This is a genomic window from Actinomadura sp. B10D3 (assembly GCF_039871695.1).
GTDB classification, from domain to species: Bacteria; Actinomycetota; Actinomycetes; order Streptosporangiales; family Streptosporangiaceae; genus Spirillospora; species Spirillospora madurae.
The window spans coordinates 68,793-90,073 of the sequence record NZ_JBDPLY010000034.1 but is presented as its reverse complement, the minus strand read 5'-3'; the positions used below and the strand labels follow the sequence as shown (position 1 = coordinate 90,073).

The 21,281-nt window shown below is 72.4% G+C and carries 20 protein-coding genes; 14 read left to right on the top strand and 6 right to left on the bottom strand.

Features of this window, described 5'->3' with window-relative positions:
* Nucleotides 1-6: 6 nt before the first annotated feature.
* On the top strand, nucleotides 7-2,856 hold the full coding sequence (locus tag ABGB11_RS36065) for an FAD-linked oxidase C-terminal domain-containing protein (protein ID WP_347639975.1): 2,850 nt from the start codon (nucleotides 7-9) through the stop codon (nucleotides 2,854-2,856).
* Here the strand turns inward: ABGB11_RS36065 and ABGB11_RS36060 are convergent.
* Entirely contained in the window at nucleotides 2,853-3,590 is a 738-nt protein-coding gene (locus ABGB11_RS36060) for an IclR family transcriptional regulator (protein WP_347639974.1), read from the bottom strand. The genes ABGB11_RS36065 and ABGB11_RS36060 overlap by 4 nt on opposite strands.
* Before the next feature lie 108 nt (nucleotides 3,591-3,698).
* Between ABGB11_RS36060 and ABGB11_RS36055 the strand changes: the two genes are divergently transcribed.
* The 4 genes from ABGB11_RS36055 to ABGB11_RS36040 all read left to right on the top strand — a co-directional run bounded on the left by ABGB11_RS36055 (nucleotide 3,699) and on the right by ABGB11_RS36040 (nucleotide 7,087).
* Complete coding sequence (locus ABGB11_RS36055; RefSeq protein WP_347639973.1) at nucleotides 3,699-4,493, top strand: 2-keto-4-pentenoate hydratase; 795 nt, start codon at nucleotides 3,699-3,701, stop codon at nucleotides 4,491-4,493.
* A complete protein-coding gene (locus ABGB11_RS36050; protein ID WP_347639972.1) occupies nucleotides 4,490-5,386 on the top strand; it encodes an acetaldehyde dehydrogenase (acetylating) in 897 nt (298 codons plus the stop codon). The genes ABGB11_RS36055 and ABGB11_RS36050 overlap by 4 nt, the downstream gene beginning before the upstream one ends.
* Nucleotides 5,383-6,408: a 4-hydroxy-2-oxovalerate aldolase gene (dmpG, locus tag ABGB11_RS36045; protein ID WP_347639971.1), complete on the top strand. Its 1,026-nt coding sequence runs from the start codon at nucleotides 5,383-5,385 to the stop codon at nucleotides 6,406-6,408. Before ABGB11_RS36050 ends, dmpG begins: the two co-directional genes overlap by 4 nt.
* Before the next feature lie 88 nt (nucleotides 6,409-6,496).
* A complete protein-coding gene (locus ABGB11_RS36040) occupies nucleotides 6,497-7,087 on the top strand; it encodes a TetR family transcriptional regulator C-terminal domain-containing protein (protein ID WP_347639970.1) in 591 nt (196 codons plus the stop codon).
* A gap of 4 nt (nucleotides 7,088-7,091) precedes the next feature.
* Here the strand turns inward: ABGB11_RS36040 and ABGB11_RS36035 are convergent, their stop codons facing one another.
* The gene (locus tag ABGB11_RS36035; protein WP_347639969.1) at nucleotides 7,092-7,943 is read right to left on the bottom strand and encodes a universal stress protein; all 852 of its coding nucleotides are present in this window, start codon (nucleotides 7,941-7,943) and stop codon (nucleotides 7,092-7,094) included.
* 120 nt (nucleotides 7,944-8,063) lie between these two features.
* Here ABGB11_RS36035 and ABGB11_RS36030 point away from each other — a divergent pair, with 120 nt between their 5' ends.
* Entirely contained in the window at nucleotides 8,064-8,624 is a 561-nt protein-coding gene (locus ABGB11_RS36030) for a hypothetical protein (protein WP_347639968.1), read from the top strand.
* A 49-nt stretch (nucleotides 8,625-8,673) separates the two neighbouring features.
* Here ABGB11_RS36030 and argG read toward each other — a convergent pair whose 3' ends face one another.
* Nucleotides 8,674-10,122, bottom strand: coding sequence for an argininosuccinate synthase (argG, locus tag ABGB11_RS36025; protein ID WP_347639967.1), 1,449 nt, complete (start codon nucleotides 10,120-10,122; stop codon nucleotides 8,674-8,676).
* Between the two features lie 98 nt (nucleotides 10,123-10,220).
* On the opposite strand from argG, the gene ABGB11_RS36020 reads away from it, so the two are divergent.
* Nucleotides 10,221-10,553 (top strand): YnfA family protein, encoded by a 333-nt coding sequence (locus ABGB11_RS36020; RefSeq protein ID WP_347639966.1) that lies wholly within the window; start codon nucleotides 10,221-10,223, stop codon nucleotides 10,551-10,553.
* Here the strand turns inward: ABGB11_RS36020 and ABGB11_RS36015 are convergent.
* Complete coding sequence (locus ABGB11_RS36015) at nucleotides 10,531-12,000, bottom strand: MFS transporter (protein WP_347639965.1); 1,470 nt, start codon at nucleotides 11,998-12,000, stop codon at nucleotides 10,531-10,533. The two genes, ABGB11_RS36020 and ABGB11_RS36015, sit on opposite strands and share 23 nt — an antisense overlap.
* Nucleotides 12,001-12,025: 25 nt before the next feature.
* On the opposite strand from ABGB11_RS36015, the gene ABGB11_RS36010 reads away from it, so the two are divergent.
* The 5 genes from ABGB11_RS36010 (at nucleotide 12,026) to ABGB11_RS35990 (ending at nucleotide 18,097) form a co-directional block, all read left to right on the top strand.
* Nucleotides 12,026-12,472, top strand: a complete 447-nt coding sequence (locus tag ABGB11_RS36010) for a MerR family transcriptional regulator (protein WP_347639964.1) — start codon at nucleotides 12,026-12,028, stop codon at nucleotides 12,470-12,472.
* A gap of 224 nt (nucleotides 12,473-12,696) precedes the next feature.
* Nucleotides 12,697-13,587, top strand: a complete 891-nt coding sequence (locus ABGB11_RS36005) for a phosphatase PAP2 family protein (RefSeq protein WP_347639963.1) — start codon at nucleotides 12,697-12,699, stop codon at nucleotides 13,585-13,587.
* Nucleotides 13,588-13,713: 126 nt separating this feature from the next.
* Nucleotides 13,714-14,523: an SAM-dependent methyltransferase gene (locus ABGB11_RS36000; RefSeq protein ID WP_347639962.1), complete on the top strand. Its 810-nt coding sequence runs from the start codon at nucleotides 13,714-13,716 to the stop codon at nucleotides 14,521-14,523.
* 258 nt (nucleotides 14,524-14,781) lie between these two features.
* Nucleotides 14,782-15,495 (top strand): ABC transporter ATP-binding protein, encoded by a 714-nt coding sequence (locus tag ABGB11_RS35995; RefSeq protein ID WP_347640003.1) that lies wholly within the window; start codon nucleotides 14,782-14,784, stop codon nucleotides 15,493-15,495.
* A gap of 4 nt (nucleotides 15,496-15,499) precedes the next feature.
* Nucleotides 15,500-18,097: an FtsX-like permease family protein gene (locus tag ABGB11_RS35990; RefSeq protein WP_347639961.1), complete on the top strand. Its 2,598-nt coding sequence runs from the start codon at nucleotides 15,500-15,502 to the stop codon at nucleotides 18,095-18,097.
* Nucleotides 18,098-18,162: 65 nt separating this feature from the next.
* Here ABGB11_RS35990 and ABGB11_RS35985 read toward each other — a convergent pair whose 3' ends face one another.
* Together ABGB11_RS35985 and ABGB11_RS35980 are read right to left on the bottom strand one after the other, a co-directional pair.
* Nucleotides 18,163-18,498: a DUF397 domain-containing protein gene (locus tag ABGB11_RS35985; protein WP_347640002.1), complete on the bottom strand. Its 336-nt coding sequence runs from the start codon at nucleotides 18,496-18,498 to the stop codon at nucleotides 18,163-18,165.
* A gap of 20 nt (nucleotides 18,499-18,518) precedes the next feature.
* A complete protein-coding gene (locus tag ABGB11_RS35980; RefSeq protein ID WP_347639960.1) occupies nucleotides 18,519-19,346 on the bottom strand; it encodes a helix-turn-helix transcriptional regulator in 828 nt (275 codons plus the stop codon).
* Between the two features lie 562 nt (nucleotides 19,347-19,908).
* On the opposite strand from ABGB11_RS35980, the gene ABGB11_RS35975 reads away from it, so the two are divergent.
* Both ABGB11_RS35975 and ABGB11_RS35970 read left to right on the top strand, forming a co-directional pair.
* Nucleotides 19,909-20,316, top strand: coding sequence for a hypothetical protein (locus ABGB11_RS35975; protein WP_347639959.1), 408 nt, complete (start codon nucleotides 19,909-19,911; stop codon nucleotides 20,314-20,316).
* Between the two features lie 217 nt (nucleotides 20,317-20,533).
* On the top strand, nucleotides 20,534-21,250 hold the full coding sequence (locus ABGB11_RS35970) for a hypothetical protein (protein ID WP_347639958.1): 717 nt from the start codon (nucleotides 20,534-20,536) through the stop codon (nucleotides 21,248-21,250).
* Nucleotides 21,251-21,281: the final 31 nt, after the last annotated feature.

Sequence of the window (21,281 nt, the reverse complement as noted above, 5' to 3'; positions counted from 1 at the left end):
GTCACCGTGACCGACCATCGTGAGCAGGGGGAGCTGGCGGGCGCGCTCCGGCGGGCCGGGGTGAGCGGGGTGGACGATTCCGCGCTCGCGCGCTCGATGTACGCGTCGGACGCCTCGCTGTACCGCGTGCCGCCGCAGGTCGTGGTGACGCCCCGGGAGGCGGGCGAGCTGCCGGCCGTGCTGGAGGTGTGCCGGGACGCCGGGGTGCCGCTGACCATGCGGGGCGGCGGGACGTCCATCGCGGGCAACGCGGTCGGTCCCGGCGTCGTCGTCGACGTGAGCCGGCACCTGAACCGGGTGCTGGAGATCGACCCGGAGGCGGGGACGGCGCTGGTCGAGCCCGGGATCGTGCAGGCGCGGCTGCACGAGGTGGCGGCGGGGCACGGGCTGCGGTTCGGGCCCGACCCGTCCACCCGGACGCGGGCCACCCTCGGCGGGATGATCGGCAACAACGCGTGCGGGTCGCGGGCGCTCGGGTACGGGCGGACGAGCGACAACGTGCTCGGGCTCGACGTGGTCACAGGTTCCGGGGAGCGGCTGCGCCTCGGGGACGTGCCGGGCGCGACGACCGGCGGCGCGCTCCTCGACCGGCTGCGGGAACTGGCCGGTGAGAACCTCGCGCTGATCCGGACGGAGTTCGGGCGGTTGGGCCGCCAGGTCTCCGGCTACTCGCTGGAGCACCTCCTGCCGGAGAAGGGGTTCGACGTCGCGCGGGCCCTGGTCGGCACCGAGGGGACGCTGGCGCTGACCATGGCGGCGCGGCTGCGGATGGTGCGCGAGCCCGCGTGCCGGCTGCTGGTGGTGCTGGGGTACGGGTCGATGGCCGAGGCCGCCGACGCCGTCCCGGCGATCCTCCCGCACGGGCCGGTGGCGTGCGAGGGGCTGGACTCGCGGATCACGATCGTGGTCCGCGAGCGGCGCGGCCCGGACGCGGTGCCGCCGCTGCCGGCCGGCTCCGGGTGGCTGCTCGTCGAGCTGGCCGGGCCCGAGCCGGGGGCGCTGCGCGCCACCGCGGGCAAGGTCGTCGCCGAGTCCGGCTGCACCGGTTCGATGCTGGTCGAGGACATGGCGCTGGCCGACGCGCTGTGGCGCATCCGCGAGGACGGCTCCGGGCTCGTCGCGCGCACGCCCGAGGGCGAGCAGGCGCACGCCGGGTGGGAGGACGCGGCCGTCCCGCCCGAGCGGCTCGGCGCCTACCTGCGGGAGTTCGAGACGCTGCTCGGCGAGCACGACCTGTTCGGCGTCCCGTACGGGCACTTCGGCGACGGCTGCATCCATGTCCGGATCGACTTCCCGTTCGGGCGCGCGGACGGGAGGCGGGTGTTCCGCGACTTCCTGAACGAGGCGGCCGCGCTGGCGGCCCGGCACGGCGGCACCATGTCCGGCGAGCACGGCGACGGGCGGGCGCGCAGCGAGCTGCTGCCGCACATGTACTCGCCGGAGGCGCTCGCGCTGTGCGCCGAGGTCAAGGACATCTTCGACCCCGGAGGGGTGCTGAACCCGGGCATCGTGGTGCGACCGGCTCCCGTGGACGCCGACGTGCGCGCCGTCCAGCTCATCCCGCTCGACCGAGGCCTCGGTCTCGCCTACCGGGACGACCGCGGCGACCTGTCCCGGGCCGTGCACCGGTGCACGGGCGTGGGCAAGTGCCGCGCCGACAACACCGGTGCGGGCGGGGTGATGTGCCCGTCCTACCTCGCGACCCGGGAGGAGAAGGACTCCACGCGCGGCCGGGCCAGGGTCCTGCAGGAGGTCGTCAGCGGAAAGCTCGGCCCGGACGGCTGGAGGTCCGAGGCCCTGCACGACGTCCTGGACCTGTGCCTGTCGTGCAAGGGCTGCGCGTCCGACTGCCCGACCGGGATCGACATGGCGTCCTACAAGGCCGAGGCGCTGCACCAGCGCTACAAGGGCAGGATCCGGCCGCGCGCCCACTACGCCCTCGGGTGGCTTCCGCGCTGGACGCGGCTCGCGGCCAAGGCGCCCGCGGCGATCCGGGCGATGAACGCGGCGATGCGGTCGCGAGCCCTGAGACCGCTGGTCGCGTGGGGCGCCGGGATCGACCGGCGGCGGACGCTGCCGGCGTTCGCGCCGGTGACCTTCCGGCGTTGGTTCGCGTCCCACCGCAGCCCGGAGGGCCGCAACGGCGACGTCGTGCTGTTCGTGGACAGCTTCACCGACGCGTTCTCCCCCGACGTGGGGCGGGCGACCGTGCGGGTCCTGGAGCACGCCGGCTACCGCGTCAAAGTGACGGAGCGGCCCGTCTGCTGCGGGATCACGTGGATCTCGACCGGCCAGCTCGACGGGGCGCGGGCGCAGGCCCGCCGCACGGTCCGGGCGCTGCTCCCCCATGTGCGGCGGGGCGCGAAGGTCGTCGGGATGGAGCCGTCCTGCACCGGCGTGCTGCGGTCCGACGCCGAGGAGCTGCTGCACGGCGTGGACGCCGCGGCGGCGCGCGAGGTGGCCGCCGCGACCCGCACCCTGGCCGAGCTGCTCGCCGAGACCCCCGGCTGGACCCCGCCCGACCTGTCCGGCGTCACCGGGATCGCGCAGCCGCACTGCCACCACCACGCCGTCATGGGCTGGACGAAGGACGCCGCGCTGCTGAGGGAGGCGGGCGCGGACGTCGCCCGGCTCGGCGACTGCTGCGGCCTCGCCGGGAACTTCGGCGTCGAGAAGGGCCACCACGACGTGTCGGTCGCGATCGCCGAGCACCGGCTGCTCCCGGCCGTCCGCAAGACCGGGACGGGCGAGGTGGTGCTCGCCGACGGGTTCAGCTGCCGGACGCAGCTGAGCGAGCTCGCGGACCGCGGCGGGGAGCACCTGGCGCAGCTGCTGGCCCGGCACCTGCCGGACTAGCCGCCGAGGGTGCGCGACAGGGTGAGCGCGGCGGTGTGGACGGCCGGCGCGACCGCCGCGAGCCGCATCGTGGCCGACCAGCCGGACACCGACAGGGCGCCGAGGGCGAGGCCGTCGGCGCCGAGGACGGGGCTCGCCGCGCACACGATCCCCGCGCCGGACTCCTCCCGGTCGTAGGCGACGCGCTCGCGCCGGATCCGCTCCAGCTCCCTGGCGAGCAGGCCCGGCGCGGTGACGCTGCGCTCGCTGGTCTTGACCAGCCCGGACTCCAGCACGCCCTGCACCGCCTCCGGCGGGGAGAACGCCAGGATCGCCTTGCCGACCCCGGTGACGTGCGCGGGCAGCCTGCCGCCGATCTGGGACGGGAGCCGCGGCCCGCCGGAGGAGCCGAGGATCTCCACGTACACCACCTCGCCGCCCTCCAGCACCGCCAGGTGGACGGTCTGCCGCGTCGCCTCCCGCAGGTCCGACATGTAGGGGAGGGCGGCGTCCCGCAGCACCCGCTGGCGCGGCACCCGCTGCCCGATCTCGAACAGCTTCAGCCCGAGCCGCACCCGCGTGCCCTGCCGCTCCAGCAGCCCGGCCTCGACCAGGTCGACGGCGATGCGGTGCGCTGTCGACCGCGGCAGGCCGCTGCGGCGGGCGAGCTCGGCGGAACCGAGCGCGTCGTCGTCCGGGCGGAACGCGGTGAGAACCGCGACGGCACGGCGCAGGAAGCTCCCGTCCGGCGGCATGGAAGAAGTGTCTCACCACACGGGACGGACGCGTTGCCCGCGGTGCCGCGGCCGGGAGAGGCTCGCCATGCCCAGACGACACCTGCCCGCGCAAGGAAAGGACCGCCCATGGACCCGGGTTCCGTGGAGAAGGCCGCGGCCGCGCTGCTCGACGCGTACGCCACCGGCACTCCCATCGCGCCGCTGACGAAGGACCATCCGGACATGTCGGTGGCCGACGCCTACGCGGTCCAGCTCGCCCAGGTCGACGCGTGGACCGCCCGCGGCGCCCGGATCAAGGGCCACAAGGTCGGGCTGACCTCGGCCGCGATGCAGCGCCAGATGGGCGTCGACCAGCCGGACTTCGGCGTGCTGCTGGACACGATGTTCCTGCCGGAGAGCGGCCCGATCGACACCGGCCGGTTCCTGCAGCCGCGGATCGAGCCGGAGGTCGCGTTCGTGCTCGGCCGCCCGCTTTCCGGGCCCGGCGCGACCGCGGCGGACGCCGTCGCGGCCGTCGAGTACGTGCTCCCGGCGCTGGAGGTCATCGACTCCCGCATCGCGGACTGGAAGATCACCCTGCCGGACACGATCGCGGACAACGCCTCCAGCGGCGGCGTCGTGCTCGGCACCCGCCCGGTCCGGCTGGACGACCAGGACCTGTCGCTCATGGGCTGCCTGCTGCGCCGCGACGGCGACCTGATCGACACCGGCGCGGGCGGCGCGGTGCTGGGCTCGCCGATCAACGCGCTGGTGTGGCTGGCGAACGTCCTCGGCGAGCGCGGCGCGTCGCTGGAGGCGGGCCACGTCGTGCTGCCCGGCTCGATCACCGCCGCCGTCCCGGTCGCCCCCGGCGAGACGCTGACGGCCACGTTCGCCGGGCTCGGGTCCGTGACCGCTCAATTTGGAGGGGAGGAAGCATGAGCAAGTTGACCGCGGCGATCGTCGGGCCCGGGAACATCGGCACCGACCTGCTGGTCAAGCTGGAGCGCAGCGAGCTGATCGACGTCCACTCGATGGTCGGGGTGATCCCCGAGTCGGACGGGCTCGAACGGGCCCGCAAGATGGGCGTCCCGGCGTCGGCGGAGGGGGTGGACTGGCTGCTGAAGCAGCCGGAGCTCCCCGACATCGTCTTCGAGGCGACCTCGGCGAAGGCGCACCTGGCGAACGCCCCGCGCTACGAGGAGGCGGGGATCACGGCGATCGACCTGACGCCGGCCGCGGCGGGCCCGCTGGTGTGCCCGCCGGTGAACCTGGACTCGCTGTCGGACGCCCCCAACCTCAACATGATCACGTGCGGGGGGCAGGCGACGATCCCGATCGTGCACGCGGTGTCGTCGGTCGTCCCGGTGTCGTACGCGGAGATCGTCGCGTCCATCGCGTCCCGCTCGGCCGGGCCCGGCACGCGCGCGAACATCGACGAGTTCACCGAGACCACGGCCCGCGCGATCGAGCAGATCGGCGGCGCCGGGCGGGGCAAGGCGATCATCATCCTGAACCCGGTCGACCCGCCGATGATCATGCGGGACACGGTGTTCTGCGCGATCCCGCCGGACGCCGACACCGGGGCGGTCGCGGAGTCGATCGAGAAGATGGTCGCGGAGGTCGCGACCTACGTCCCCGGCTACACGCTGCGGGCCGAGCCGCAGTTCGACGAGCCCCGCGAGATCTGGAACGGGATGGCCCGCGTCGCGGTGTTCCTGGAGGTGCGCGGCAACGGCGACTACCTGCCGCCCTGGGCCGGGAACCTCGACATCATGACCGCGGCGGCGGCCCGGGTCGGCGAGCAGCTTGCGCGCAGAAAGGCCACCTCATGAGTGCAGAGAAGATCAGGATCACCGACTCGACGCTGCGGGACGGCAGCCACGCGATGGCGCACCGCTTCACCGAGGCGCAGGTCCGCGGCGTCGTGCACGCCCTCGACTCCGCCGGGGTGGAGGTCATCGAGGTCACCCACGGCGACGGCCTCGGCGGCTCGTCGTTCAACTACGGCTTCTCGCTGGAGGACGACGTCAAGCTCGTCGCCGCGGCCGTGGACGAGGCGACCCGCGCGAAGATCGCCGTCCTGCTGCTGCCGGGCTGCGGCACCGTGAACGACCTGCGGATGGCGCACGACGCGGGCGCGTCCGTCGCCCGGATCGCGACGCACTGCACCGAGGCGGACGTGTCGCTGCAGCACTTCGCCGCCGCCCGCGACCTCGGCATGGAGACCGTCGGGTTCCTCATGCTGTCGCACCGGATCGGCCCCGAGGAGCTGGCGAAGCAGGCGCGGATCATGGTGGACGGCGGCGCGCAGTGCGTCTACGTCGTCGACTCCGCCGGCGCCCTGGTCCTCGGCGAGGCGCAGGAGCGGATCAGCGCGCTGGTCAAGGAGATCGGGCCCGAGGCGCAGGTGGGGTTCCACGGCCACCAGAACCTGTCGCTCGGCGTCGCGAACTCCGTCCTGGCGCAGCAGAACGGCGCCCGGCAGATCGACGGGGCGCTGTGCGCGCTCGGCGCGGGGGCGGGCAACTCCCCCACCGAGGTGCTGGTCGCGACGTTCGAGCGGCTCGGCGTCCCGACCGGCGTGGACGTGCAGGGCGCGATGGCGGCGGCCGACGACGTGGTGAAGCCGTTCCTGGACCGGCTGCCGTTCGCCGACCGCGGCGCGATCACCCAGGGGTACGCGGGCGTGTACTCCAGCTTCCTGCTGCACGCCGAGCGCGCCGCCGAGCGGTACGGCGTCCCGGCGCACGAGATCCTGCAGAAGGTCGGCGAGGCCGGGTACGTGGGCGGCCAGGAGGACATGATCATCGACGTGGCCCTCCAGCTCGCCGCCGAGCGGGAGCGGGCGTCCTGACGGCCGGGGGCCCGCCCGGGCGGGCCCCCGGGAGGCCGCGGCCTTGGTGATCTTTGCAGCATGCAAGCGTTGGGATAGCTTGAACGGTATGACCCCCGAGGACCATCGCGCGTCGACTCCTCGCGGGCGGGCGCGCCGCGACCAGCTCGTGCGGATCGGCCTCGATCTGCTCGCCGAGGGCGGATGGCCCGCGATCACGGCCCGGGCCGTCGCGGACCGGGCCCGCATCCGGCCGGGCCTGCTGCACCACTACTTCAACGGGCTGCCGGGCCTGCACGTCGCGGTCGCGCAGCGGGCCAGCGAGATGATCATCGATCCGGTGGTGGACGCGCTGGTCGACGCGCCGGACACCGAGGCGGCGCTGAAGGCCCTGCGCGACCTGGTCCCGCGCATGATCGCCGGGGAGCGCAACCTCCGGCTCGCCGCCGAGCTGCTCGTCCGGGCGCTGCGCGACCCGCGGATGGGCGCCGAGCGGCGGGACTGGTCGCGGGCCGTCCGCGGCCGGATCGCGGCCCGCCTGGAGCACCTGTGCCCGGCCTGGCCCGCCGAGCGCCGCGAGGGCACCGCGATGCTCTTCACCGCCATGCTGGACGGCCTGATGCTGCAGCTGATCCTCGACCCGGACCTGCCCGCCGGTCCCGCCCTGCACGCGACCGAGGCCCTCGTCGCCGGCCCCTGACCCGTCAGCGCGGGCAGGACGGCACGATCGCCACGGCGCAGCGGGCGTCCCTGAGCATCCGCGAGCTGGTCGATCCCAGCCCGCCGGTGGCGGTGGCCCGGTCGCCCAGCACGAGCAGCCCGGCGTCCTCGGCCGCGCTCCGCAGCGCCTCGCCGGGCCGCTCCAGCAGCAGCGAGACCTCGATGTCGAGCTTCGGGTACCGCTCCCGCCACGGCTTAACGGCCTCCTCCAGCTCGGCCGCGCGGGTCTTCTCCAGCAGTTCCCTGTCGGTGAACAGCGACAGCTCGTACTCGTCGACCGCCGCGGGCTCCCAGCAGCCGTAGACGACGTGCACGTCCCAGTCGCGCATGGCCGCCTCGCCCATGGCGAACCCCAGCGCCGCGTCGCACCAGGCCGAGCCGTCGGCGCCCGCGACCACGCGGCGCGGGCCCGTCCCGTCCCGGACGACGATCACCGGCCGGTCGGCGTGCGCGGGCAGCTCCAGCGCCGTCGCGCCCTCGTCCAGCCGCTCGTGCGCCCCGATCACCACCACGTCGGCCCTGCCGGACGCCTGCAGCAGCGCCCGGTGCACCGGGCCCCGCATGAGGAGCGTGTGCACCGTCCCGGGCGCGCCCAGGTCCTTCGCCTTCCGCACGCCCTGCTCCAGCAGGTTCTGCCCCGCCCGCTTCATGACCGCCTCGACCTGCGGGTCCTCGTGCCCTTCGGGATAGGGCCAGTGCCAGGAGTGGCACAGGACCAGCTCCAGGCCTCGCAGCCGCGCCTCCTCGACCGCCCAGCGCAGCGCCCCGTCGTTCTCCGCCGTCCCGTCATAACCGAAAAGGACGTGCGTCCCCCGGATCCTCGCTAAGCGCTCCATATGACTGCCCTCCTCCGGCCAGTCTGCGCGCACTTCGCGCGGACCAGAAGAGGCGTTGGTCCCTGGCCGCGTTCCTGACCGCTTTCCCGAGCGATTACTGTCACGGGGAAGGAGGAGGCGATGAGAAGGTTGGGACGGATCCGGCGCCGGCTCGGCTTCGACCGCAACGATCTGCGGCGCACCGTGGACCGCCGCCAGCGGGCGGCCGGCGCGGCGTCGGCGGCGCTGTTCGTCGTCCTGGCCCCGCCCACGTCGGCAAGCCTGGCGGCCGACGCCTACCAGAGCGGGGTCCGGGCCGAGCACCACCATCTCCGCCGCGTCACCGCGCAGATCATCCACACTGCGCCCGGCGGCGGGGCGGGCGTGCGCCACACCTACGCCGAGCTGGCGTGGACGGCTCCGGACGGCGTCCCGCGCACCACCGTCGTCCCGGCCGACAAGTCCGTCCGGCCCGGCATGGGGCACCGCATCTGGGTGGACGCCGACGGCAACCCGATCCGCCGCCCCCAGACCCACGCCACCACGGTCACCACCACGGCCGTCGCCGGTGCCATGGCGGCCGTCGCGGTCGGTCTCCCGCTGCTCTCCCTGTACCTGCTGGTCAGGCGCGGATGCGACCGCCGCCGCTACGTCCTCTGGGACGAGAGCTGGAGCGCCCTGCACCGCCGGAAAACCACCTGAACCCCGCGTTACGACGCGTAGGTTCAGGTTGGGGCCGCGTGCCCGGCGGTCAGTCGGTGCCGAACTCCATGGCGGCGCGGTCGAGGACCTCGGCGTCGCCGGAGTCCTGGCCGCGGGAGGCGATCGCCTGGGCGCCGCCCGCGTCCATGGCGCCGATGAGGCCGGTGGACGCGGCCTGCGCGGCGCCGATCAGGGCCGGGTGCGAGCTGCCGACCATGCCGAGCCCGGCGTACTGCTCCAGCTTGGCGCGGGAGTCGGCGATGTCGAGGTTGCGCATGGTCAGCTGGCCGATCCTGTCGACGGGGCCGAACGCGGAGTCCTCGGTCCGCTCCATGGAGAGCTTGTCCGGGTGGTAGCTGAACGCGGGCCCGGACGTGTCGAGGATGGAGTAGTCCTCGCCCCGGCGCAGCCGCAGCGTCACCTCGCCGGTGACGGCCGTCCCGACCCAGCGCTGCAGCGACTCGCGGAGCATGAGGGCCTGCGGGTCGAGCCAGCGGCCCTCGTACATGAGCCGGCCCAGCCGCCGCCCCTCGGCGTGGTAGGTGGCGAGGGTGTCCTCGTTGTGGATCGCGTTCACGAGCCGCTCGTAGGCCGCGTGCAGCAGCGCCATGCCGGGCGCCTCGTAGATGCCGCGGCTCTTGGCCTCGATGACGCGGTTCTCGATCTGGTCGGACATGCCCATGCCGTGCCGGCCGCCGATGGCGTTGGCCTCCAGCACCAGGTCGACCGCGGTCCCGAACTCCTTGCCGTTGATCGTGACCGGCCGGCCCTGCTCGAAGCCGATGGTGACGTCCTCGGCGGCGATCTCCACGGCCGGGTCCCAGAACCGCACGCCCATGATCGGCTCGACGATCTCGATGCCGGCGTCGAGGTGCTCCAGCGCCTTCGCCTCGTGGGTCGCGCCCCAGATGTTCGCGTCGGTGGAGTAGGCCTTCTCCGTGCTGTCGCGGTAGGGCAGGCCGTGGGCCTGCAGCCACTCCGACATCTCCGTCCGGCCGCCGAGCTCGCTGACGAAGTCGGCGTCCAGCCACGGCTTGTAGATCTGCAGGGCCGGGTTGGCCAGCAGCCCGTAGCGGTAGAACCGCTCGATGTCGTTGCCCTTGAAGGTGGACCCGTCGCCCCAGATCTGGACGTCGTCCTCCAGCATCGCGCGGACCAGCAGCGTGCCGGTGACCGCCCGCCCGAGCGGCGTGGTGTTGAAGTAGCTGCGCCCGGCGGACCGGATGTGGAACGCGCCGCACGCCAGCGCCGCGAGCCCCTCCTCGACGAGGGCGGCCCGGCAGTCGACCAGGCGCGCGACCTCCGCGCCGTAGGTGGCGGCGCGTCCGGGCACCGAGGCGATGTCGGGCTCGTCGTACTGCCCGATGTCGGCGGTGTAGGCGCACGGCACGGCGCCCTTGTCGCGCATCCACGCGACCGCCACCGACGTGTCGAGGCCGCCGGAGAAGGCGATCCCGACGCGCTCGCCGACGGGCAGGGAGGTCAGCACTTTCGACATGAGTAGAAGTATGCACCCTCCTGCATGAACATGCAAAGCCCTTCGGGCGTGACGACGGCCACGCTGGTCACCGCCGGGAGGCCGGTACGGTTCCGGGCATGACGATCGTCCGGTCCCTGGTCCTGTTCGTGCTCGCGGCAGTAGCCGAGATCGGCGGGGCGTGGATGGTCTGGCAGGGCGTCCGCGAGCACCGGGGCGGCTGGTGGATCGGCGCGGGCCTCGTCGCCCTCGGCCTCTACGGGTTCGCCGCCACGTTCCAGCCGGACGCCCACTTCGGCCGGGTGCTGGCCGCGTACGGCGGCGTGTTCGTGGCGGGCTCCCTCATCTGGGCCGTGGTCATGGACGGTTTCCGCCCCGACCGCTGGGACATCGCCGGGGCCGCCATCTGCCTTCTCGGCGTCGTGACCATCATGTACGCGCCCCGCTCGTGACTCCTGCCGTCGGCGCGCGGCCGGCGTCCTCGAACAGGGACGCCGCGCGCTCGGCGCTGGCCAGGGCCCGGCGGCCGGTGCTGAGGAGCGCCAGGAGCAGGATGCCGGCGCCGACGGCGAGCACCAGCCACCACACGGCGTGCTCCGCGTCGGTGAAGGACGTCCCGCCGCGGGCCGGGGACGAGGCGACGAGCGTCCCGGCGAGGGCGACGCCCAGGGTGGTGCCGGTCTGGCGGCCGGCGGAGGCCAGCGACGCCGCGACCCCGGCCATGGAGCGCGGCATCCCGGACACGGCCGTGTTGGTGATCGGCGGGTTGACGGTGCCCAGGAAGACGCCGAACAGCAGATAGATCGCGAGGACGGCCGGGAGCGGGGTGTCCGGGCCGAGCCAGAAGGACGCGCCGCCGCCCAGCGCCAGGGCCGTTCCGGCGATCATCAGCGGCAGGCGGGGGCCGCGGGCGCCGATCATCCGGCCGGTGGCCGGGGACAGCACCACGACCAGTGCCCCCACGGGCAGCAGGCACAGCCCGGCCGCGAGCGCCGACATGCCGCGCACGTCCTGCAGGTACTGGGTGGTCACGAAGAGGAACGCGCTGAAACCGCAGAGGGCACCGAGCGCCATCAGGATCGCCGAATTGAACGGCACGCTGCGGAACAGGCGCGGTTCCAGCAACGGGTCGGCGCGGCGGGGCTCGTACGCGAGGAGCCCCAGCAGCCCGGCCGCGGCGACGACGAGCAGGCCGAGGATGATCGGGGACGTCCAGCCCAGCGTGCGGGACTCGATGATCGCGTAAACGCCGCTTCCCAGGACCAGGACCACCAGGGTCTGCCCCACCGGGTCGAACCGGCGCGCTCTCGCGGCGCGGGACTCCGGCACGAACAGCGCGGTGCACGCGAGCGCGGCGGCCACGACCGGCACGTTGATCCAGAAGATGGCGCGCCAGCCGAGGCCGTCGACGAGGCCGCCGCCGAGGATCGGGCCCAGCGCCAGCGACAGGCCGGTCACCGACCCGAAGACGCCGATCGCCCTCGCCCGCTCCCCCGGTTCCGGGAAGGTGTTCGCGACGATCGCCATCGCCACCGGGTTGAGCATCGTCCCGCCGACGGCCTGGAGGGCGCGCGCGCCGATCAGCCAGCCGATGTTCGGCGCCAGCCCGCACAGCAGCGAGCCGAGACCGAACGCGGCCAGGCCGATCTGGAAGACGCGCCGGCGTCCGGCCCGGTCGGCGGTGGATCCGGCCAGGACGAGGAAGCCGGACAGCACCAGGGTGTACGCGTCGACCGTCCATTGCAGGCCGGACACGGAGGTGTGCAGGTCATGGCGGATCGCCGGCAGCGCGACGTTGACGATGGAGATGTCCATGACGACGACGAACACGCTGGCGCAGCAGATGGCGAGCACCAGGCCGCGCCGCGCCGCGGGCACCGGGAGCGTTGGGTCACTCATGGCACCGGACGCTAGGATTTAGAGTGTGCTCGAAGTCAACACGCCGGTGGGCGAGGCGGGCGTGACGATCGCGGAGGCGGCGCGGCGCACCGGCGTCAGCGTCCACACCCTGCGCTACTACGAGCGCGCGGGGCTGGTCGTCACCCCGGTCGACCGCACGGCCACCGGACGGCGCCGCTACCACCAGCTCGACCTCGACTGGATCAAGATCTGCGCCAGGCTGCGCGCCACCGGGATGCCCATCAAGAGCATCCGCCGCTACGCCGAGCTCGTCTCCGCCGGACGCGGCAACGAGGAGGAGCGGCTCGCCCTGCTGGAGTCCCACCGCGCGGACGTGACCGCGAAGCTCGCCGAGATCGAGGAGAACCTCGAGCTCATCGACCACAAGATCGACGTCTACCGGGGCCGGCTCGAGGCCGGGGACGCCGACCGCCTGTGGGCCCCCACCCGCGAGACCGGCGCCGGCGCGTAACTCCGCCCGCGTTCACCAGCGACTTCACCGCCGGTACGGGAGACGACGGTTCCACCCGGGGTCGAGGGTCCCGCCGGCTGGTGGCACAGGGCTTGAGGCAAGATCCACCCCTGGTGCGCACCGGCGGGCTCACTGCCTATACGGTCAGCCATTGAGGCGGCTCGTACTCGTCCCCGCCGGGACGTTCGGAGAAGAGAGAAGGCTGAACCGTCCGCGCCCCGATCATGCCCCCCGAGGGGCGACGCACCGGTCGTGACAGCGACGTCCGCCGACCGCGCCGCAAGCGGCCATGGCTGGTGGGCGAGTTGGCGATCGTCTACGTGCTGCTCGAGGTCTACGGCCAAGTCCGGAAGCTGGCCCACACAAGATATGACGCGGCGCTCGCCCACGGTCGCGGCATCCTTCACCTGGAAGACCACCTCGGCCTGGACTTCGAACTTCGTGCCAATCTGTGGGTGACGCGGCATCATGATCTGTCGCAGGTGAGCGTCTGGATCTACCAGCACATGCACACCGGCCTCACCATGTGGGTCCTGCTGCTCTGCTACCTCACCGGACCGGGTGTCTACAGGCCCGCGCGCAACGCCCTCGTCCTGATCAACCTGGTCGGGCTGGCGGTGTTCTTCGCCTTGCCGGTGATGCCGCCGCGCCTGCTTCCGGGCGAGGGGTTCGTCGACTCGGTGGCCCATGCCGGGTTCGGCACCACCCACAGCCCCCCGCTGCCCGCCGACCAGTACGCGGCCATGCCCTCCCTGCACCTGGCGTGGGCCGTGTGGGTCGCGGTGGTGATCCTGGCGCTGCTGCGGCCTTTCCGCGTGCGATGGGTCGCCGTCCTGCATCCGATCACCACGGCCGTCGTCGTGGTCCTGACCGCCAACCACTATGTCCTGGACGTCGTGGCCGGGGTGGCGGTGGCCATGGCGGCGCTGTCGGCGACCGGACTGGTCTGGGCGGGCCACGGGACTCTGTACGCCGGTGGCCAGCTGATCCGCCGCACGCGGCCCCTCCCAGACTCGGACGCCGGCTCCGCCGGAGACGGAGCTTCGCACGTACCGGACGTCGAGGACTTCACCGAGGCCGAAGCGGCGGGAAGCGGCGGCCAGAGTTCCCCGTGAACGGCTGCCGGTCACGTCGGCCCCCCGCGTAGGGCGGCAGACAGTTCCGACTCCCTCTGCAATGTCCGGAAAACCACCGGGTTTCGCCCTAGAATCGGGCGATCATCCGCGCAGGGAGGTCCGTCTGTGAGCGGTGAACACCATCCGGAATGGGTGATCGACCCCGAAACACCCAGCGTTGCCCGGATGTACGACTACTACCTCGGCGGGAAGGACAACTTCGCCGCCGACCGCAAGGCCGCGGACCAGGTCGTGGCGGCCATGCCGAACGTCCTGGAGTTCACCCGCGCCAACCGCAGGCTGCTGTCGCGGGCCGTCACGATGATGGCCGCGGAGGGCATCCGGCAGTTCATCGACATCGGCTCGGGGCTGCCGACGCAGGAGAACGTGCACGAGGTGGCCCAGCGCGCCGCCCCCGACTCCCGCGTCGTCTACGTCGACAACGACCCGATCGTCCTCACGCACGCCCGCGCGCTGCTGGCCGACAATCCGCTCACCACGGTCATCCAGGCCGACCTGCGCGAACCCGAGGACATCCTCGACCATCCCGTGGTCAAGGAACGGATCGACTTCGGCCGGCCGGTGGGCCTGCTGATGCTGGCCATCCTGCATTTCGTCCGGGACGAGGAGCGTCCGGCCGGCATCGTGGCGAGGCTCCGCGCGCCGCTGGCCCCCGGCAGCTACCTGGCCATCTCCCACGGCCACCGGGGCGCGATCACCCGGGACGTCGAGGACCAGGTCCGGTCCGCCTACGGCAGGACGGGGGCGGGGGACATCGTCCCGCGCACCATCGACGAGGTCGCGGCGTTCTTCGAGGGCACCGAGCTGGTCGGGCCCGGGCTGGTCCAGGTGGCCGACTGGCGGCCGGACGCCGCTCCGCTCACGTCCGACCTCTCCAAGCCCGGCTTCCTCGCCGGCGTCGGCCGCGTGGCCTGACCCACCACACCCGCAGAGACACCTCCTTCCCGAACAGAGGACGCGTCGAGCAGGGCATCGGCATGCGCTCATTTTAGTCTCGTATGATACTGTCTCAATTGAGACTATTACACGGTGGGCGGCCGTGCGAGACGATCAGGAGAGCTGTTCATGCCCGAGCCGACCCCGCGGCGCGCGCCCGAGATCCCCGCGCCGCACACGCACCGCCGCACCGCGACCGCTCCCCCGGCGACCGGGCCCTGGTCCGGCGAGCCGGTCATGGCCGCGGCCGGCGTGGTCAAGACCTACGGCGCCGGCGACGGCGCGGTGACCGCGCTGCGCGGGGTGTCGGCGGCGTTCACCCGGGGGCGGTTCACCGCGATCATGGGGCCGTCCGGGTCCGGGAAGTCGACGTTCCTGCACTGCCTCGCCGGCCTGGACACGGTGACCTCCGGCACCGTCGCCCTCGGCGAGGTCGACCTCACCGCCCTGTCGCGGACCCGGCTCACCGAGCTGCGCCGCGAGCGGCTCGGGTTCGTGTTCCAGTCGTTCAACCTGCTGCCGATGCTGACGGCGGAGGAGAACATCCGGCTCACCGGCCGGCTCGGGAACCGCCGCGCCGACCGGGCCTGGTTCGACACCATCGTGGACGCCCTCGGGCTGCGCGAGCGGCTGTCGCACCGCCCCAGCGAGCTGTCGGGCGGCCAGCAGCAGCGGGTCGCCGTCGCACGCGCACTGCTGACCCGCCCCGAAGTGCTGTTCGCCGACGAGCCCACCGGCAACCTCGACTCCCGCTCCGGCGCCGAGGTGCTCGGATTCCTGCGCCGCGCCGTCGACGCCTACCGGCAGACGGTGATCATGGTGACGCACGACCCCGGCGCCGCCGCCCACGCCGACCGGGTGCTGTTCCTCGCCGACGGGACGATCGTCGACGAGCTGACGGCGCCCACCATCGACGCCGTCCATGCCCGCATGCGCCGGATGGAGGGCTGACGCCATGGGGAACCCCTTGTGGCTCATCGCGCGCCGCTCCTTCGCCGAGGGCTGGACCCGCCTCACCGCCACCCTTCTCGCGGCGCTGGGCTCCGTCGCGCTCATCGCGGGCTCGCTCCAGTTCGCGCTCCGCGCCCAGGACGCGGTGGCGGGCAGTGACGCGAGCGAGTACTCCCGCGCGGACGTGCTCGTCCAAGGCGGGACGGTGGACCCCGGCGACCCGGCCGCGGTGCCCGACGGCCGGATCCGCCTGGACCGGGTCGCGTCCCGGCCCGGGGTCGCGGCGGCCGCAGGGGACGCCGCGGTGGAGGTGACGGCCGCACGCGCCGACGGCCGGACGGTCACGGCGTCGGCCGAGGGCCGGACGCTGCTGCGCCCCTGGGTGCACGACTCCCGGCTGAACCCCTACCGGCTGGAGGCCGGGCGGGCGCCCGCGGCGGACGGTGAGGTGGCGGTCGTCCAGTACATGTCACGCGCCGGGAAGGTGCGCGTCGGCGACTCGCTGACGCTGACACTCCCGCGCCAGACGCGCCGGGTGCGGGTCTCCGGGGTGGTCAGCGTGCAGGGCCGCGAGGCCGTGGCCGCCGGGAACCTGGTACTCGCGCCGTCCGAGACCGTGCGCCGTGCCGCCCTGCTGCCCGCGGGCACCTGGCAGAGCGTCTGGGTGAAGGCCGCCCCGGGCGTGCCCGCCGACCGGCTGCGCGACGAGCTGGCCCGGGACCTGGGCGGCGCGGCCACCGTCCGGACCGCGGCGTCGGTGCGGGACGCGCAGACCTCTGCGGCGGCGGGCGAGGGCGCCTCGGTCGCCGGCGTCATCGGCATGCTCTCCTCAGTGGCGATGTTCGTCGGCCTGTTCGTGGTGGCCAACACGTTCGGCACGCTCGTCCGGCAGCGGACCTGGCGGCTCGCGCTCCTCGGGGCGATCGGCGCGACCCCGCGGCAGATCAAGCGGCTCATCCGCCTGGAGGCGCTGGTGCTGGGAGCGATCGCCGCGGTGGGCGGGACGGCCGCGGGCGGGCCGCTGTCCGGGCTCATCACCCGGCTGTTCGCGCGGGACGGCTTCGACGTCTCCGCCGCCGCCCCCCGGGTCGACTGGGTCTCGCTGGGCGTCCCGGCGGCGGCCGGGATCCTGGTCACCCAGCTCGCCGCCTGGCGGGCGGCACGGCGCGCCGCGGGCATCTCACCCGTGCAGGCGCTGCGCAGCACCGTCACCGAATCCCGGGAGCGCCGCTGGCCGCGCGTCCTGGGCGCCCTCGTGATCTTCCTCGGGGCGGGATTCTGGTACATGGTCGGGATCGCGGTCCGGGCGAGCGATCCCCCGGGCCAGGACCGCACCTTCGGGATCTCACTCATGATCGTCTTCGGCACGTTGCTGACCGTGACCGGGCTGGCCGTCCTCACCCCGTTCTTCGTCGGCCCTCTGGGCGGCCTCGTGGGCCGCGTCGGGACGCTGGTCGGCGGGGAGACCGGACGGCTGGCGCACACCACCATCACCCGCAGCCCGCGCCGGGTGTCCTCGGCGGCCTCGTCGCTGATGCTGGGCGTCGCGCTGGTCGCCTCGGTGGCGCTGGTGACGCTGTCGGTGAACGACCGGTTCCGGGAGGCGGGACGTCAGGTCATGGCGGCCGACCACGCGATCACCGCGACGGCCCGGACCGCCGAGGGCGGACCCGCCCCGGTGGCCCGGGACGTGGCTGACCTGGTGGCGGGCACGCCCGGGGTGTCGCGGTCGGTCGCCATCACCCAGACCGAGGTCACGCTGGTGTCGCCTGCGGACCGTCCCGATCCGGAGGACGAGTTCGAGCCGTTCCGATTCCTTGTCACCGGCGCCGAGCAGGCCGGGCTGCGGGACGTCCTGCGGCTCGGCGGCCGGCCGCCCGCCCTGCGTACCGGCGAGATCGCGCTGTCGTCGACCGTCCTGAAAGAGCAAGGCCTGCGGCGCGGACAGCGGATCGTCGTGCGGGGCGCCCAGGGCCGGGTCGCGCTCACGGTGGCGGACGCGTACCACGACCCGTCCCACCTGTTCGCCGAGCAGGCGCTCGTGGCGCCCGCCACGATGGACCGGCTCGACGTCAACGCCGCGACCCAGGCGGTCCTGGTGCGAGGCGGCGCCCAGCAGGAATTGACCCGGGCCGTGGCCGGGGCTCCCGGCGTACAGGTCCTCGACCGCGACGCCTACGTGGACGCGGCGTCGGACTCGCTCACCCGGCCGCTGCGGGCCACGTACACCTTCATCGGCATGGCGCTGCTGCTGGCGCTGTTCGGCATGGCGACCACGGTGTCGATGAGCGTCACCGAACGCACCCGCGAGTTCGGGCTGCTCGGCGCCGTGGGCGCCACCGCGAGGCAGATCCGCTCGATCGTCCGCTGGGAGGCGGCCACGGTGGTCGTCCTCGGCACGATCCTCGGCCTCGGCATCGCGATGGGAACGCTGGCGCTGCTGCACGTGGCGACCGGCAGCTCGTACCTGCGCCCGGACCCGCCATGGTGGCTGTTCCCGGCAGTAGCGGCGGGCGCCGCAGTAGCGGCCTTGCTGACCTCGTCACTACCCGCCCGCCGAGCCGCAGCCGTCCCCGTGCTGGAGGCCGCCAAGGCGGAGTGAACCCCTGACACACGAAACCCCCGGCCCGTGGACGTCGATCGGGCCGGGGGTCTGCCCCACCGGGTTCAGGCCGGGTCGAGGGAGCCGCTCTTCACCCGCGCCGCGAACGCCTCCCACGCAGACGGCCCGAACACCAACTTCGGCCCGTCCGGGTCCTTAGAGTCCCGCACCGCCACGGCAGCCTTCCAGTCCGCCACCTCAACGCACTGCCCACCGGTGTTGTCGCTCTTGCTGCTCTTCCGCCAGTCCGTCCCGGGCACAGGCACTATCGGCGCGACCTCCACACATTGGGCTCCGGTGTCATCGCTATGACTGCTCTTACGCCAGCGTGCGGGCACCCAGGCAATCTCGATCCACTGCCCACCAGTGCCGCCAGTGTGGCGGCTCTTGTGCCACTCCATCGCGGACACGCCTTGCGTGTTCACAGGCCCTCCAAGATCGTATGGAGCACATTCAGGGAGTCATCTGCGGACATCGCCGCACCCCTGATCAAATCGAAACGTACCCCATACTTCCGGACAGCATCGGGGTGATCGACGAGTTGTACACCCACATGGCTCCCCACGCTCACGATATCCGCATCGTCCTGGAAACTCATGATCGTGAATGGGCCTGGCAGCCCGGCGTAGGCCCCCTTGGAGGCAGGGACGATCTGCAGGGTGACGTGATGCTCGTCCGCCAGAGCGATCAAATGCTCAATCTGCCCTCTCATGACCTGAGGGCTTCCGATGGGTCGACGGACAGCACCCTCGTCGAAGATCGCAACGATGTTCGGTGGAACCTTCTGTTCCAGGATTAACTGACGCTCGATCCGAGTCTCAACGAGCCGCTCCACCGTTTCGGACGCTTTGTCTGATTTGATCACTTCGTATGCGTACTCCGGGGTCTGAAACAGTCCAGTGACGACCATGTTCTCGAAGACATGCATCCCTACGGCCTCTCGCTCCCGTGCGATGAAGTCAGGGAAGCCCGGAGGCAAGACGGCGAGCCGACCAAAGTCCCGGATCCACTCCCAGATGCGGCAGAAAGTCCCATTCGTCTCGAAGTAGGTGTCGCACGCCCTGGCGAAGTCGTCAGACGGCGCCGAATTGCCCGATTCGACCTGCCCGATCCATTGAGGCGTGAAGCCAAGCCTCTCGGCGAACTGGGGCCGGGACAAGTTGGACGCTTCACGATAAGCCCGAAGTTCCGTGCCGAAGTACTCGGCAGGCGAGGACGGGACGCCGGGGTCAGCGGGGCGACGGGGCATGGGGGGCCTCCATTCGAAAGTGATGCGGATTTCGAACCGCACGCGGGGCGGTTTCTTTCTCCGGGCTTCTCGCTCTTCCAGAAGATAACGCGATCACAGGAAGATGTGGGGCGGCAACAGAGAGAAGTCGCACTGAAAGTCGAACGATCATGGACACGTCCCGCAACGCTCCCGACCAGGCATTGGCTCGACTCCGGGAGGACTTCTGGGGTCACCGGATCTGGCGAGCGACACGCCACGACGGCCGACTTGGAGACTGGGTCGCCACTCTGCATGACCCAGAGGCCGGTATAGATCCGACCGTTGTACGCAACACCGCAGAGGAACTACGTAGGGCACTCACCATCGAACGCAGTCGCGCAACCAATCGCTCCACGCCCGAACCCAGTAAGTGGGTGCGCTGGTAATGGAATGGGTCCAACCGAAGAAACTGAACGCCGCCCCAACTTCCTGTACTACGGTCCACCTTGACCGACTTGCACAGGAAGTCATCCGGCAAGGCTGGAAGGCCGTCCCGCGCTACGACGCCCCCCACCCCCTGCTCCGCGTCTTCGATCCGGCCGTGCCGGATTTCGGGGAGAGCATCACCCTCGTCCTCGGCACGACACCCGACATGTGGTGGTACCGATCGAGCACGGGCGAGAACCTGGCCCCGCACACCAAGCCCGCCCAGGCGGCCGAGCGGATAACGCGGATCCTCATCCCCTTCGTGACGGCCGCACTCGCCGCCCGCACCCACCACCGGGCACCGTCCAGCACCACAGCGCCCACTCCTCCATCAGATCCGGACCCGTCCCGCGCCCGAACGACCGCCGACCTCCACACACGCTTCGGCGTCATCTCCTGGTGGGGCACCCACACCAAGGAATGGTGGGCGCTCCTCCCCGGCGGGACGCAATGGAGACTCCTCAACGCCCCCACCCCGGAGGCCCTCACCCAAGCCATCCTCCACACCCACCCACCCCGCTAACACCCCAAGCCGCCGCGCAGCGGAAGGTTCCTCCCGTCCCTCCCGCCGCGCGGTTTCGCCTGGTAAGCGCGGACGCCCAGCCGGAACGACTCATCCTGGACGGGCAGCAGCGGTTGACGTCCCTCTTCCAGGCGCTGATGCTGGGCCGCCCTGTGAAGACCCAGGACGTGCGGAAACGTCCGATATCCGGGTGGTTCTACATCGACATACCGGCGGCGTGGATCCCAACACGGACCGGGAGGAAACCATCCGCTTCCTTCCGGCGGACAGGATGGTCCGCAATTTCCGGGGCGAGATTCTCGAAGACTACTCCGCCGTGGAGCTGGAGTACCGTGCGCAGCTGTTCCCACTGGCCAAGGTCTTCGATCCCGACGACTGGTCCATGGGCTTCCAGGAACACTGGGATTACGACCGGAACAAGGTCAAGCTATGGCACGCCTTCCGGAAGGAGGTCGTCCGCAAGTTCGACACCTACCAGCTCCCCGTGATCGAGCTCGGAAAGGAGACTCCGCGGCAGGCCGTCTGTCAAGTTTTCGAGAAGGTCAACACGGGCGGCGTCACGCTCACCGTCTTCGAACTGCTGACGGCCACGTTCGCAGCCGACGAGTTCGACCTGCGTAAGGACTGGGAAGAGTGCCGGGCGGCCTGGGCCGGACCCGAATACCGGATCCTGCCCGTTGGGCGCACCACGGGTTGCGGCGGGCGCGGCGGCGGCGCCCGGCGGCGTCGTCCCCCTCCGCTCCCACACGGTCGCGCCGTCGGAGGCTCGCATCACCCTGACGTCCGGCCACTCACGGCCGTCGTCGCGCTCGGAGGGAAGGCCTGGACGAGGGCGCGTTCGGCATTAGGGGTCGGGCGAGCGGTGCCCTCGTCCGCCAGGGCGAAGTCTTCCAGGCATCGGTCCGGCTGGGCGGCCGTATCAGCCATGGCATGAGCGCCAGCGCGGCCCAGATCCGCGCGGGCCG